The organism is Beijerinckia sp. L45, from assembly GCF_009765775.1.
Lineage (GTDB): Bacteria > Pseudomonadota > Alphaproteobacteria > Rhizobiales > Beijerinckiaceae > RH-AL1.
Map to the genome: position 1 here is coordinate 1 of NZ_LMUU01000159.1, position 14,042 is coordinate 14,042.

13 protein-coding genes and 1 pseudogene are annotated in these 14,042 nt (G+C 65.0%); 7 read left to right on the top strand and 7 right to left on the bottom strand.

All coding sequences use genetic code 11. The annotated features are described in order from the left end of the window. Together bchD and bchI are read right to left on the bottom strand one after the other, a co-directional pair. Nucleotides 1-895: pseudogene (gene bchD, locus GSQ79_RS17260) on the bottom strand (magnesium chelatase ATPase subunit D); the annotation flags it as partial. Further along, complete coding sequence (gene bchI, locus GSQ79_RS17265; protein WP_158809916.1) at nucleotides 892-1,911, bottom strand: magnesium chelatase ATPase subunit I; 1,020 nt, start codon at nucleotides 1,909-1,911, stop codon at nucleotides 892-894. The gene bchI and the pseudogene bchD, both read right to left, overlap by 4 nt. 189 nt (nucleotides 1,912-2,100) lie before the next feature. Here bchI and GSQ79_RS17270 point away from each other — a divergent pair, with 189 nt between their 5' ends. Further along, complete coding sequence (locus GSQ79_RS17270) at nucleotides 2,101-2,571, top strand: OsmC family protein (protein ID WP_158809917.1); 471 nt, start codon at nucleotides 2,101-2,103, stop codon at nucleotides 2,569-2,571. Between the two features lie 179 nt (nucleotides 2,572-2,750). Then, on the top strand, nucleotides 2,751-2,876 hold the full coding sequence (locus tag GSQ79_RS30100) for a hypothetical protein (RefSeq protein WP_256379034.1): 126 nt from the start codon (nucleotides 2,751-2,753) through the stop codon (nucleotides 2,874-2,876). 47 nt (nucleotides 2,877-2,923) lie between these two features. Here the strand turns inward: GSQ79_RS30100 and GSQ79_RS17275 are convergent, their stop codons facing one another. Beyond that, nucleotides 2,924-3,403: a cytochrome c family protein gene (locus tag GSQ79_RS17275; RefSeq protein WP_158809918.1), complete on the bottom strand. Its 480-nt coding sequence runs from the start codon at nucleotides 3,401-3,403 to the stop codon at nucleotides 2,924-2,926. A 160-nt stretch (nucleotides 3,404-3,563) separates the two neighbouring features. On the opposite strand from GSQ79_RS17275, the gene GSQ79_RS17280 reads away from it, so the two are divergent. After that, the gene (locus GSQ79_RS17280) at nucleotides 3,564-4,277 is read left to right on the top strand and encodes a L,D-transpeptidase (protein WP_158809919.1); all 714 of its coding nucleotides are present in this window, start codon (nucleotides 3,564-3,566) and stop codon (nucleotides 4,275-4,277) included. Here the strand turns inward: GSQ79_RS17280 and GSQ79_RS17285 are convergent. Further along, the gene (locus tag GSQ79_RS17285) at nucleotides 4,246-7,251 is read right to left on the bottom strand and encodes an FAD-binding and (Fe-S)-binding domain-containing protein (RefSeq protein ID WP_158809920.1); all 3,006 of its coding nucleotides are present in this window, start codon (nucleotides 7,249-7,251) and stop codon (nucleotides 4,246-4,248) included. The two genes, GSQ79_RS17280 and GSQ79_RS17285, sit on opposite strands and share 32 nt — an antisense overlap. A gap of 134 nt (nucleotides 7,252-7,385) precedes the next feature. On the opposite strand from GSQ79_RS17285, the gene GSQ79_RS17290 reads away from it, so the two are divergent. The 3 genes from GSQ79_RS17290 to GSQ79_RS17300 all read left to right on the top strand — a co-directional run bounded on the left by GSQ79_RS17290 (nucleotide 7,386) and on the right by GSQ79_RS17300 (nucleotide 10,723). Continuing rightward, nucleotides 7,386-8,600 carry an alanine--glyoxylate aminotransferase family protein gene (locus tag GSQ79_RS17290; protein WP_158809921.1) on the top strand — a complete coding sequence of 405 codons (1,215 nt, stop codon included), beginning with the start codon at nucleotides 7,386-7,388 and terminating at the stop codon, nucleotides 8,598-8,600. Nucleotides 8,601-8,697: 97 nt separating this feature from the next. Next, nucleotides 8,698-9,984, top strand: a complete 1,287-nt coding sequence (locus GSQ79_RS17295; protein WP_158809922.1) for an MFS transporter — start codon at nucleotides 8,698-8,700, stop codon at nucleotides 9,982-9,984. 55 nt (nucleotides 9,985-10,039) lie between these two features. Further along, on the top strand, nucleotides 10,040-10,723 hold the full coding sequence (locus GSQ79_RS17300) for a glutathione S-transferase family protein (RefSeq protein WP_158809923.1): 684 nt from the start codon (nucleotides 10,040-10,042) through the stop codon (nucleotides 10,721-10,723). Nucleotides 10,724-10,868: 145 nt separating this feature from the next. Here the strand turns inward: GSQ79_RS17300 and GSQ79_RS17305 are convergent, their stop codons facing one another. From GSQ79_RS17305 to GSQ79_RS17315, 3 genes are read right to left on the bottom strand one after another with little or no spacing between them, the layout of a single operon-like run. Further along, a complete protein-coding gene (locus GSQ79_RS17305) occupies nucleotides 10,869-11,636 on the bottom strand; it encodes an HAD-IA family hydrolase (protein WP_158809924.1) in 768 nt (255 codons plus the stop codon). A 59-nt stretch (nucleotides 11,637-11,695) separates the two neighbouring features. Next, on the bottom strand, nucleotides 11,696-12,574 hold the full coding sequence (locus GSQ79_RS17310) for a phosphoribulokinase (RefSeq protein WP_158809925.1): 879 nt from the start codon (nucleotides 12,572-12,574) through the stop codon (nucleotides 11,696-11,698). Between the two features lie 7 nt (nucleotides 12,575-12,581). Next, entirely contained in the window at nucleotides 12,582-13,619 is a 1,038-nt protein-coding gene (locus tag GSQ79_RS17315; RefSeq protein WP_158809937.1) for a class 1 fructose-bisphosphatase, read from the bottom strand. 80 nt (nucleotides 13,620-13,699) lie between these two features. Here GSQ79_RS17315 and GSQ79_RS17320 point away from each other — a divergent pair. Continuing rightward, a partial coding sequence (locus GSQ79_RS17320; RefSeq protein ID WP_246725404.1) for a LysR family transcriptional regulator occupies nucleotides 13,700-14,042 on the top strand: 343 nt, incomplete at its 3' end.

Consider the following 14,042-nt stretch of genomic DNA (forward strand, 5'->3'; position numbering starts at 1 on the left):
GGCGATCTGTCAGGGTGCCCGCGCCTTCGGGATCGGGTGGGGTGGCGTCATCGGGATCGCGGTCGGGCGGCGCATCCTCCGAGCTCTCGTCGCTCGTCTCGGATTCATCGGCGTCCGCGGTATCGGGCGGCGGCAGCATCGTTGCGCGCGGCGCGATCACAAGGGACGCCGCCAACGTGACGTCGTCCGGGCCGACGGCGTCACGGCCGTCGAGCGCCGCGGCCGCCTTGGCGGCGCGCGCGGCAAGAATCATCGCGCGCGACGACCCGACGCCGAGCGCCAGCCCGACCTCGCACAAAGCCTGCAGCATCGCGTCCTCGATGGTCACGGCGGCGAGACCTTGGCGCGCTTCGGCGATCATGGCGGCGGTGACGAAATCCTCGTCGTCGGGCCGCGCGGCATCGAGCTCGACGATGAAGGCGAGGCGTTCGGTCAAGGCCGCCGGCGCCCGCTCGTCGTCGATGCCCTCGTCGAGCTGCACGACGGTGAAGCGCGAGCCGCTGCGCAGCGCGAGGCCGTCGCGCTCGACTAAAATTTCGCCAGTGTCGAGCGCCGCCGCCAGCGGGCCGGCGACGGTGGCGGTGAGCCGTTCCGCCATCGGCACGATCACGACCCCGCCATCGGCCTCGGCAAGCAGACCGCGTTCGGCGATCGGGCGCCCGGCGCTGAGCGTCGCGGCGAGATCGAGGCCGCCGAGCAGGCGGCCCTCGGCGATGCCGGGCGGCAGGCGGCGCCACGGTGTTTCGGCCGGCAGCAACGTGCGGAATTTTGCGAGCCACAAATCGCGGAACGGGCCGGCGGCCGCGCGCAGCGTCACGCCGCCGAGGCTTGCGTCGACCGCCAGCAGGGCCGACACCCACATTGCGCGCGACCACAGCGTCCCGCCCGCGCTCATGCGGCAAACACCTCCGCCACCGCGCGCTCGATGCGCGCCGTCGAGCCGGAATCGTCGAGCGGGTTGCGGCGCAGGCGGTGGCGCAAGGCGAGCGGCGCGACGCGCTTCAGGTCGTCCATCGACGCCGTGCTCTGCCCGTCGAGGCTGGCGGCGGCGCGGGCGGCGCGCATCAAAGTGAGTTCGCCGCGCAGCCCGTCGGTGCCGAGCGCCATGCACAGTTTTGCCGCCATTTCGAGTACGGCGTCGGGCACGGTCACCTCCGCGAATTTTTCGCGGGCGACAAGAATGCGCTTGCGAATCCTGACCTCGTCCTTAGCCCAGCGCTCCGTGAAGGCTGCCGGATCGCGATCGAACAGGTCGCGGCGGCGCACCACCTCGACACGCTCGGGCAGGGTGCTGGGCGTCCGCACTTCGACGGAAAGCCCGAAGCGGTCGAGCAGCTGCGGCCGCAGCTCGCCCTCCTCGGGGTTGCCGGTCCCCACCAACACGAAGCGCGCGGGATGACGGACGCTCAGACCCTCGCGCTCGACGACGTTCTCGCCGGATTGCGCCACATCGAGCAGGAGATCGACGAGGTGATCTTCGAGAAGATTGACCTCGTCGATGTAGAGAAAGCCGCGATGCGCCTTGGCGAGCAGCCCTGTCTCGAAGGCTTTGACCCCTTGCGTCAGCGCCTTTTCCAGGTCCAGCGCGCCGACGACGCGATCCTCCGTCGCGCCGAGCGGCAGGTCGACGACCGGCACCGCCGCCAGATGCGCTTTCAACGGCCTTTTTCGCGCGCGACAGTCCGTGCAGAGCGCGGCCTCGTCGGCAGGATCGCAGCCATAGCGGCAGTCGACGACGGCCTTCATCTTCGGAAGCAGCGCGGCCAGCGCCCGCACCGCGGTGGATTTGCCGCTGCCGCGATCTCCCAAAATGAGAACGCCGCCGATGGCAGGGTCGACGGCAGCGATGAGAATGCCGAGCTTCATCTCGGTCTGGCCAGTGATCGCGGAAAACGGAAAAGCCAGCGGCATGGCGTTTGGGGGCTCGTGCGGCGAGTGTCAGGCGGAGCGGACATTGCGACATGTCCGGACATTCGACAAGCGCAGGCCGAGCGGTTTGGCGACGCAGCGGAAGGGCCGAAGGATATATGAATGTCTATGGCGAGATGCCGAGAGCGCACGCGTTGCCCATCGAATGGCCTAGCCGGATACGAGGTGAATATGAGCAAGTCTCATGAGTATACCGCGCGGATTGTTTGGACCGGCGATCGTGGCGAAGGAACAAAAAATTACACGGGGTATGACCGCACCTGGCGCATCAGGACGCCGGGTAAACTGCCAATCGACTGTTCGAATGATCCCTTGCTTGGTGGCGACCCCGCTAAACCAAACCCAGAAGATCTGCTTCTCGCAAGCCTGGCAGGTTGCCACATGCTTTGGTACCTGCATCTCGCCAGCGAAGCCAGAATTGTGGTCTGGGCGTACGAGGACGCGCCGCTTGCCGTCGGTGAAGTCGGACCGCGTGGGGAAGGTCGTTTCACTCAGGCTGTTCTGCGGCCAAAAATCACTGTGGCGCGCGGTTCCGATGTGAAAAGAGCCGACGCTTTGCATCACGACGCACACAAATATTGTTTCATCGCCAGGTCGGTTAATTTCCCGATCACCTATGAGGCCAGATATTTGGAAATCTAAGCCCGACGCGCCATCCAGAATCGTTTGTCAAACACCTATGGCCGTTGATGGCTCAACTCGGTAAAGCGATCATGTACGATCAGGCTCGCGCGGGTGGTGCGGCGGTTGTGTAGGCGGCATCGGGGCCGCGTCGTGATAAGGTTCGCAACGAATTCGCTGACTACAACCTTAGAGAACCCATGGACGAGGTCATCATCTTCCGCATCATCGGCGCCGTCGCCTGCCTGCTCGGGGCGTTCATGGTCTTCGTCTTCGGTGCGATCCTCCTTCGAAGGTGGCGCGAACGGCAGCCGGGCGCAGATTAACTGGCAGCGATGCGCGCTCGTCGACCGCCCAATTCAGATGGCGTCAATCAGGGCCCGCTCCGACGCTGGGTCTCGAGATAGGCGATGACATCGGCCCGATCGAGCGGATCCGGCAGCCCGGCAAATCCCATCGTTGTTCCCGACACGAAGGCTTTGGGATTCGTCAGCCAGATGTCCATCCGGGCTCGCGTCCAGGTTCCGCCAACCTGCCGAAGCGCCGCCGTGTAGCCGAACCGGGGGCTGTTCTGGGCGATGGCGTTGCCCATGACCCCGAACAGGTTCGGACCGTCACGGTCGGACGCACCGCGCTGGATCGGATGGCACACGGCACACCGGGTGAAAATCCCTGCACCGGCGGACACGCTGGCAACCTTTGCCAGGGCGGCCTGCGTCGGCGCCGGGCCGGCGGCGCGACGACGCGCTTCCTTGTCGTCGGCCGAACAGGCTGCGACAAACAGTAGGATTGCGACAGCAGCGGAGGCGCTCCAGGCGCTTAAGACTCTTCTTCTGTTGCTCTGCGGGCGCATCGTTGAAGCTTTATCGCCGTGCGTTGTTTTCAAAAGGACGACGTCGAAAGCCCGAGCTTGCAAGTCGCGCCGTGTGCCGGCAATCTTAGCGCAGTAAGACGTTCAGCGGGTGTGCGCCTGAGTATTTTCTCGTCGGGCAAGTGATGGGAAGTGGCAAATCATGATTATGCGCAGTTGGCATGCCAATGCCGGGGCGATCGACAAGGATGCTTTGCTTGGCCTTCGGTCGGCGCTTCTTGACCGCCGGGCGTTTCTGTTCGGCTCTGCCATCGGTCTCGGTACGTTAGGGCTGGCCGGTTGCGCGCCGTCCGAGGACGCGCTGAGGCTTGCCGCGTTGACCAAGGTCTACGGGCCGGTGCCCGATGAGCGTTTTCCGATCCCGGCCGTCGATGTCAGCAAAGTCGATCCGAAATACTATCGCCAGACGGTGCGCTACGACAGCAAAGAAGCGCCGGGTACAATTGTCGTCGATCCCGCAAATCACTTCGTCTACCGCATCGAAGGCGACGGGAACGCGACCCGCTACGGCGCCAATGTCAGCCGCACCGGCTTCCTGTGGAGCGGCGAGGCTTATGTAGGGCGCAAGGCCGAATGGCCCATCTGGACGCCGCCCAAGGAGATGATCCAGCGCCAGCCGGAAGCGGGGAAATATGCCGGAGGCATGCCGGGCGGTCTGGACAATCCATTGGGCGCCCGCACGCTCTATCTCTACCAGAACGGCAAATACACGCTCTTCACGATCTACAGCACCAGCGACCCCGAGACGATCGGAGCGGGCGTGACAAGCGGCTGTACCGGCCTGCTGAGCCAGGACATGATCGACCTCTATTCGCGAACGCCCGTCAAAACGAAGGTGGTAGTACTGCCGGCATAGGCAACGACGTCAGCCCTGGTTGGGGGCGTCCGCCACCAGCCTTGTCCCCTTCCAAGCTCGCCGCCAGCACCCGTGCGACATGCAGCGCCTGGCGCTGCGTGCCGTCGTGGATCTGGTGGCGGCATGAGGTGCCGTCGGCGATGACCAGCGCGTCAGGCGCGGCGCGCACGGCCGGCAGCAGGGACAGCTCGGCCATCGCCAGCGAGGTGTCGATGGTTTCTGCCTGATAGCCGAAGGCGCCGGCCATGCCGCAGCAGCTCGACTCGATCGTCTCGGTCTTCAGGCCGGGGATCAGGCGCAGAATTTTCTCGACCGGCGCCAGGGCGCGAAAGCTCTTCTGGTGACAATGCCCATGCAGCACCGCCGTGGCGCCGATCGGCTTCAAGGCGAGCACGAGCCTCCCGGCATCGGTTTCTTGCGCCAAGAACTCCTCGAACAGCAACGCGCTGCCGGCGACCTGCGTGGCGACATCCCCGGGCAGCAGCGCCAATGCCTCATCGCGGAAGGATAGGAGGCAGCTCGGCTCGAGGCCGATCACCGGCATGCCTTTGGCGACATAGGGCAACAGCGTCTCGAGCGAGCGCCCGATCTCGCGCTTGGCCTCCTCCACCAGCCCGACCGACAAGAAGGTGCGGCCGCAACAGAGCGGGCGGCTGGAGCCATCGGCCGGCTTCGGCAGATGCACGCGATAGCCGCCCGCCACCAGAACCTGCAGCGCGGCATCGAGGTTTTCCCGCTCGAAGGCGCGATTAAAAGTATCGGCAAACAGGACCACCTCGCGGCCGCCTTCCGGCCCAACCACGGTCTCGGCCGGATCGAAGCGGTCGCGGCGCCAAACCGGCAGCGAGCGGCGCGCGGAGAAACCGGCCACGCGTTCGACGAGCCACGCCAGAACGGGGATGCGATTGCGCAGGTTGAGCAGGCTGGGCACTTTGGCGGCCCAGGGAGCATAGCGCGGCAGGTAGCCCACCAGTCTATCGCGCAAAGAAAGGCCGTTCTTCGCGACCCGTGCGGCCAAAACCTCGATCTTCATCCGCGCCATGTCGACGCCGGTCGGGCATTCCAGCTTGCAGGCCTTGCAGGAGACGCAGAGACGCATCGCGTCGGCCATCGAGTCCGATGTCAGCGCGTCGGGGCCGAGCTGTTTCGACAGCGCGAGGCGCAGCACGTTGGCGCGGCCCCGCGTCACATCCTTCTCGTTGCGCGTCACGCGGTAGGACGGGCACATCGAGCCGCCGGCCAGTTTTCGGCAGGCGCCGTTGTTGTTGCACATCTCGACGGCGCCGGAAAAACCGCCGGCGGGGCCGGGATAGGCCGACCAGTCGAGCACCGGCGTCATCGGCACGATGGCGTAATCGGCGTTGAAGCGCAGCAGTGTGCGGTCGTCGAAACGCGGCGCCCGGACGATCTTGCCGGGATTGAGCAGACCAGTCGGATCGAAGCGGTCTTTGACCTCTTCGAAGCCACGCACCAGCTGCGCGCCGAACATCGGCTCGTGGAACTCCGAGCGCACGATGCCGTCGCCATGTTCGCCGGAATGCGAACCCTTATATTCGCGGACCAAAGCGAACGCCTCCTCGGCGATCGCCCGCATCGCCTTGACGTCCTTCTCCAGCTTCAGGTTGAGCACCGGGCGGACGTGCAGGCAGCCTTCCGAAGCATGGGCGTACCAGGTGCCTGTTGTGCCGTGCTTCTCGAAGACCGAGGTGAGACGCTCGGTGTAGGCAGCAAGGTGCGGCAGCGGCACCGCGCAATCCTCGACGAAGGAGACCGGCTTCCGCGCGTCCTTCATCGACATCATGATGTTGAGGCCAGAGGTTCGCAGATCCGTGATCGCGGCCTGCAGGCCGGGCTCGAGCACGTCGACGACACCGCCCCACTTGCGCCGGTCCTTGTCCCATCCGAAGCCGAGCGAACCCATGACATCATGGAGCCGGCGCAGACGCCGCGTGTTTTCCGCATCGTCCTCGGCGAACTCGACCAGCAGCAGCGCCGCCGGCTCGCCCTTGACGAAGCGCTCCAGCGTCGGGCGGAACATCGCGATGGCGCCGGCGAGCGACAGCATCGTGGCATCCACCAGCTCGACGGCGATGGGCTTCAGCGCCACCAAATGCTGGGCCGCGTCCATCGCCTCGTAGAACGACCCGAAATGGCAGACGCCGAGCGCTTTCCGCCCGATCAGCGGCCACAGTTTCAGTTCGACGGCGGTCGTGAAGGCCAGCGTGCCTTCGGAGCCGACCAGAAGGTGCGCCATGTTCACCCGGCCGTCGGACTGGCTGCCCTTGGCGACAAGCGCATCGAGATTGTAGCCGCCGACGCGGCGCTGCACCGCGGGGTAGCGCGCCTCGACCTCTTTCGCCTCGCGGGCCCCGATCGCGAGCAGGTCGGAAAACAGCGGACGGCGGGGATCATGAGCGGCCATGTCGCCGAGGTCGGCCTGCTGGGTCCCGAAGTGGGCCGGGGTGCCGTCGGCCAGCACCGCATCCATCGCGATGACGTTGTCGCGCATGGTGCCGTAGCGCAGCGAACGGCCGCCGCAAGAATTGTTGCCGGCCATCCCGCCGATGGTGGCGCGAGACGCCGTCGAGACGTCGACGGGAAACCACAGGCCGTGGGGCTTCAGCTTGCGGTTCAAGTCATCGAGGACGATGCCCGGCTCGACCCGGCAGGTCCGCGCCGTTACGTCGAGCGCGACGACCTTGTTGAGGGCTTTCGAACAGTCGAGGACCAGCGCGTCATTGACCGTTTGTCCACATTGCGAGGTGCCGCCGCCGCGGGGCAGGATAGAAACGCCCTCTTCCCGGGCGACGCCGATCGCGGCTTCCGCCTGGGCGATGGTCGAGGGCACGACGACGCCTAGGGGCATGATCTGATAGGAGGAAGCGTCGGTCGCGTAGCGTCCGCGCGAAAACGCATCGAACAAGACCTCGCCGCAATTTGCCGCCTGAAGCCTGTTTTTTAGGCCATCACCCATAAAAACCGTGCTCTTTCCTTCAAAGAAAATAAGATTGATCGCTCCTCGCATCCATCTTAAATCGCTGCAAGGCTCCGGATGTCGCGGATCAACGCGCCCAGAGCACCATCCTCAGGGAGGAAAGGGATTTCATAATGAGCAGCAACATGCCGCGTAAGGCCGGACGCCACTTTTTACAGATACCGGGTCCGACGCCGATCCCAGACCGTGTGTTGCGCGCGATGGACAACCAGGTCCTCGATCATCGCGGCCCGACGTTCCAGAAGCTGGCATCGCGCGTGCTCGACAAAGTGAAGACGGTCTTCAAGACGAAGAGCCATGTCATCATCTTCCCGGCGTCCGGCACCGGCGCTTGGGAAGCGGCGCTCGTCAACACCATGAACCCCGGCGACAAGCTGCTGATGTTCGAAACAGGTCAGTTCGCGACCCTGTGGCACAACATGGCCAAGCGTCTCGGCATGGTCGTCGACTTCATCCCGTCGGATTGGCGCGTCGGCGTCGACCCGCAGAAGATCGAAGAGAAGCTTCGCGAAGACAAGAACCACGAGATCAAGGCGGTCTGCGTCGTCCATCACGAGACCTCGGGCGGCCTGCTCAGCGATGTCGCGGCGATCCGCAAGGTCATCGACGCCTGCAACCATCCGGCCCTGCTGTTCGTCGATTCCGTCTCGGGCCTCGGCTCGGCCGATCTGCGTCATGACGAATGGGGCATCGACGTCACCGTCGCCGGCTCGCAGAAGGGCCTGATGCTGCCGCCCGGCCTCGCCTTCAACGCCATCAGCGCCAAGGCGATCAAGGCCTCCGAGACCGCCAAGCAGCCGAAGGGCTACTGGGCCTGGGACGAGATGATCAACGCCAACAAGAGCGGCTTCTTCCCTTACACCCCGGCGACGCAGATTCTTTACGGCCTCGACGTCGCGATCGACCTGCTGCACGAGGAAGGCCTGGACAACGTGTTCGCCCGCCACAACCGCTGGGGCGTCGCCACCCGCGCCGCCGTCAAGCATTGGGGCCTGGAAAACCTCTGCCGCGACGAGCGCTTCGTGTCCCCGGTCATGACCGCCGTGCTGATGCCGGACGGCAAGGGCGCGGACGAGTTCCGCAAGATCGTACTCGACACGTTCGACATGTCGCTCGGCGCCGGCCTCAACAAGGTCGCCGACAAGGTGTTCCGCATTGGCCACCTCGGCGACACCAATGATCTGACCATCATGGGCGCGCTCGCGGGCGTCGAGATGGGCCTGGAAGTCGCCGGCATCAAGCACAACAAAGGCGGGGTCCAGGTGGCGATGGCGTCCATCGCGGCGGCCCACCAGCAGGGTCACCACGCCCGCGTTGCCGCAGAGTAAACAAGCCTACCCAAAATCAAGAAGGCCCCCGACGTAAGACGGGGGCTTTTTTTTGAATACGCCGCGCGTAATGTCCGTGGCGAAATCAGGGTCCCGAATGCGCAATCTCTTCAAGGCGACGAACGTCGTCCTCATGCTGCTGTGCGTGATGTATTTCATCACCTACGTCGACAGAGTGAACGTCAGCACCGCTGCGAGCGCCTTCCAGAAGGAGCTGCACCTCGACAACACGCAGCTCGGCCTGATTTTCTCGGCTTTCGCCTACCCCTACCTGCTGTTCCAGATCGCCGGCGGCTACATCGGCGACCGCTTCGGCCCCCGCATGACCCTGCTCGTCTGCGGCGGCATCTGGGCCGGCGCGACGATCCTGACCGGCTTTGCCGAGGGATTCGTGTCGCTGTTCGCGGTGCGCATGCTGCTCGGCTTCGGCGAGGGCGCCACCTTCCCGACGGCCACCCGCGCGTTTCAAGACTGGCTGCCGGCGAGCAAGCGCGGTTTTGCGCAGGGGCTCACGCATTCGTCCGCCCGCCTCGGCGGCGCGGCCACCCCGACGGCCGTCGCGATGCTGATGGCGGCGGTGACGTGGCGCGGATCCTTCATCGTGCTCGGCTTCGTCAGCCTGATCTGGGTCGTCGTCTGGGTCTGGTATTTTCGCGACGACCCGAAGACCCATCGCAGCATCACCGCGGAAGAACTCACCTTGCTGCCGGTTCGCAGCCGGGTGAAACGCGGCCCGATCCCGTGGGGCCGCTTGGCGCGCCGGATGGCGCCGGTCACCCTCACCTATTTCTGCTACGGCTGGTGCCTGTGGCTCTACCTCAACTGGCTGCCGCTGTTCTTCAAGAACAACTACCATATGGAGATCAAGAACTCGGCGCTGTTCGCCTCGGGCGTGTTCTTCGCCGGCGTGGTCGGCGACACGCTCGGCGGCGTGATCTCCGACGCCATCCTGAAGCGCACCGGCAATCTCCGCTACGCGCGCATCGGCGTGACCTTCGTCGGTTTCATGGGCGCCCTGCTCTGCCTGATGCCGATTTTCTTCGTCACCGACATCACCACGGTGGCCTTGTGCCTCTCCGGCGGCTTCTTCTTCGCCGAGATCACCATCGGCCCGATGTGGGCGATCCCGATGGACTTCGCCCCAAAATATTCCGGCACCGCGGCGGGCCTGATGAACACCGGATCGGCGCTGGCGGCGATCGTCTCGCCGCTGATCGCCGGCTTCGTGATCGACAAGACCGGCAACTGGTACCTGCCGTTCCTGATGTCGATCGCCCTGCTCGCGCTCGGCGCGGTGACCTGCTTCTTCATGCATCCGGAGCGCCCGTTCGACGACGAGCCGACGGTGCCGCTGCCCGCCGGGCGTACCGTTCCGGCGCGATAGCCAAGCCTGGGTCCCGCCTGATAGAGCTGCCGGGCGAAAAACCCGGAGCTCCGTGATGATCGACTTCTATTACAACACCGCACCGAACCCGATGAAGGTGGCGCTGTTTCTGGAAGAGGCCGGGTTGCCCTATACGCTGCATCCCGTCGACACCCGGCGCGGTGAGCAGTTCGCGCCGGCGTTCCTGAACATCAATCCGAACGGCAAGCTGCCGGCGATCGTCGACGGCGATGTCACGGTGTTCGACAGCAATGCGATCCTGCTCTATCTCGCGGAGAAGACGGGAAAGTTTCTGCCGGCCGAAACGCCGACGGCACGCGGCGACCTGCTGTCCTGGCTGATGTTCGTGGCGAGCGGCGTCGGCCCCTATTCCGGCCAGTGCGTGCATTTCAGCCATTTCGCCCCGGAAAAGCTTCCCTACGCCGTCAACCGCTATCGGCGCGAGGTCGAGCGGCACTACGCGATCCTCGACGAACGCCTCGCCAAGACCCCGTACATGCTGGGCGACACCTATACGATCGTCGACATGGCGGTGTGGGGCTGGGCCCGGCTGCTGCACTTTGTCCTCGGCGCCGAATCCTGGGCCGCATTTCCGAACGTGCGCCGCCTGCTCGACGAAATCAGCGCCCGCCCGGCCGCCAAAGCGGCGGAAGCGGTGAAGGACAAGCACGCGTTCAAAAAGGAGATGGACGACGAGGCGCGCCGGTTCATGTTTCCGCAGAATGTGGCGAAGGCGTAGCGCGACCGTCGAAAAGCGCGCGCGCGAAGCGCTGAAGGCTTAACCGCGGCGAAGATCGAGCAGGAGGCGGCGCTCAGGCAACAAGCATCGTGTTCAACGATCTCGGGTTCGCGTTTCGCGCGCCCGGGGATGACACCGCAGCGCTCTAGGCCCGATCCTGCGCCGCGGCGAACACCGCTCCAAGTCCATCGACGTCGACGTAGCCTTTCGCAAACGCGGCGCCGGCGATGTGGTGAAACGGCTTGTCCGGCTCGCCCAGATCGCTGATCACGCTCAGCGCGCCCTCCAGGTTCTCTTCGGTGAGAAAGCGGCTTGGCGTGGCGACCACGGCGAGGCCGGCGGTTAGCGCCGCCTGTAGCCCGTTGGAAGAATCCTCGAAGGCTACGGCATTGCCCGGACCGACGTCCATCGCTTCCAGCGCCTGGTAATAAACGTCGGGCGAGGGCTTCTTTAGAGGCGCGACGTCACCGGCGGCGATGGTGAACCAGTTCGGACTGTCGTCGCCCAGCCCGCTGCGCAGCAACGCCTTGACGTTGTGCGGGTTGGATGTCGTCGCGATCGCCAGCTTCAGGCCCCGCGTGCGCGCCTCATGCACCAGCCGGACGACACCGGGCCGCAGCGCCAGGGCGCCGTCGTGCAGCAGCGACTGGTAGTTCTTGGTTTTGGCCTTGTGCAGCACGGAAAGATTGTCGAGCACGTCGCGCTGATGCGGCACATAATCAGCGACGTAGCGCACCATGCGCTCCTTGCCGCCGGTCGTCTGCAGCAGCTTGGCGTAAAGGCTTTCGTCCCAGTTCCAGTCGAGCCCATGCTGGCGGAACGTCTCGTTGAACGAGCGCCGATGCAACTCTTCCGTCTCGGCGAGCGTCCCGTCGACATCGAAGATCAGGGCTTGCAGGGTCGGGTATGGCATCAATCGGGACCCATCGGTCGTTCGCGGTATCGGCGGTCAAGCATCGGCGCAGACCCGGCCTAGCCCATGCGGCGTCGGCGTTCGACCAGTTTCAGAATGAAAGGGGTGAGAATGAGTTGCATCGCGAGGTCGAGCTTGGCGCCGGGGATCACGATCGAATTGGCACGCGACATGAAGCTATCGTGCACCATGGCGAGAAGATAGCGGAAGTCGATCCCATGGGGATTGGCGAAACGGATGATGACCATGGATTCGTCCGCCGTCGGTATCCACCGGGCCGCAAAGGGATTCGACGTATCGACCATCGGCACGCGCTGGAAGTTGATGTCGGTTTCGGTAAATTGCGGGCAGATGTAGCGCACGTAATCCGGCATGCGGCGCAGGATCGTATCGGTGACCGCTTCGGTGGAATAGCCGCGGGTCGAGCGATCGCGATGGATTTTCTGGATCCACTCGAGATTGATCACCGGCGTCACGCCGATTTTGAGATCGGCGTATTGCGCGGTGTTGACGCTCTCCGTGACGACGGCGCCGTGCAGCCCTTCGTAGAACAGGAGATCGCTGCCGAGCGGCGTCAGCGGCTGCCACGGCGTGAACGTGCCCGGCGGTGCGTTGTAGAGTTCCGCCTCCGTAAGGTCATGGACGTAATGGCGCGACTCGGTAATGCCGGTCATGGCGTAGTCGCGCAACGCCGTCTCGAGTTTTTCCAGCAGGTTGGCGCTGGGGCCGAAATGGCTGAAATCGACGTTGCCGGCCTCGGCCTCGCACAGCATCGCCGCCCGCATCCCCTCGCGGTCGTGGCGGTGGAACGCATCCCCTTCGATATAGACCGCCTCGACCGCCTCGCGGCGGAAGATCTGCTCGAAGGTGCGGCGGATCGAGGTGGTCCCGGCCCCTGACGAGCCGGTGACGGAGATGATGGGGTGCTTGGCCGACACTGAGGCCTTACCCGTTCATTAGCCCGCGCGCCTTGAACAGCGGGGACTGCTCGGTCGAGAGTTTCGGGTCGGTGTGATAGTTGCCGATCGTCTCGACCACGCGGGCCGAGCCGAACACCAGCGGCGCACGCTCATGCACGTCGCTCGGCACGAGGTCGAGGATGCGGCCGCGCCCGTCGGTTGCGGCGCCGCCGGCATGCTCGACGAGGAAAGCGATCGGGCTCACTTCGTAGAGCAGCCGAAGGCGGCCTGAGCCATAGCCCTTGCGCTGATCGCCCGGGTACAGGAACACGCCACCGCGGGTAAAAATGCGGTAGGCGTCGGCGACCATCGAGGCGATCCAGCGCATGTTGTGGTTGCGCCCGAGCCGGCCGTCCTCGCCGTGGATGCAATCGTCGATGAAGGCGCGGACGGACGGCTCCCAATGCCGATAGTTCGAGGCGTTGATGGCATACTCATGCGAGTCCGGGGGGATGCTGAGCCCCTCCGAGATCGCCACGAAACCGCCGACGCGGCGGTCGAGAATGAAGGACACCGTCGGGCCGCCGACCGAAAGGACGAGGATGGTCTGCGGGCCGTAGACCACAAACCCCGCGGCGAGCTGGTTGCGGCCGGGCTGGTAGAAATGCGCGGCATCGCTGGCGGCGTCCGCGATCGAAGGCAGGATCGAAAAGATCGTGCCGATCGAGACGTTCGCGTTGATATTGCTGGACCCGTCGAGTGGATCGATGGCGACGACGAGCGGCGCACCGACCTGCATGCGCAGCGGCTCGTGCAGCTCTTCCGATACGGCAACCGCCACCGGCGCGCTGGCCAGCGCATCCATAAAGATCTGGTTGGTGAGGAGGTCGAGCGCCTGCTGGACGTCGCCATCGGTATTGCGACTGCCCGACGCCGGCTTGGCGTGCGGCGACAACGGCCCCAGTGCGATCTGATCGGCGACGGTGGCGGCGCCGGCGGCGATCGCGCGGACTGTTGCCGCGACCGGCTCCAGGCCCGCATCGGCAGCGACTGCTGCTGCCAAAAATCCGTCCAGACCGACCATTCCGGTCTCGTGCGCGTCGCCCATATCCGCTCTTACCTTCTTCGCTCTTGGCTTTGTTCACCACGTATCACAGAACAAAAATGAATAGTATTGAGAGCGCCCCCAAAAAAATTTACAGTCGGGGGATGCGCCGCCTCACCCTAAAGCAACTTCAAACTGTCCGTGCGGTCGCCCAGAGTGGGACTATCGCAACCGCCGCCGACCAATTGAAGGTCACGCCCGCCGCGCTCACCGCCCGCATCAAGCTGCTGGAAAGCGATGTCGGCCTGTCGTTCTTCGACCGCGCCGGAGGGCGCCTGCGCCTCACCGATGCCGGCCGGGAGGTCGTTTCCACCACGGTGCGGATGGAAATGCTGCTGGTCGAGCTCGGCAACACGCTCGCCGCGATAAAGGGCAAGCACGCCGGCCACATCCCGGTCGGCA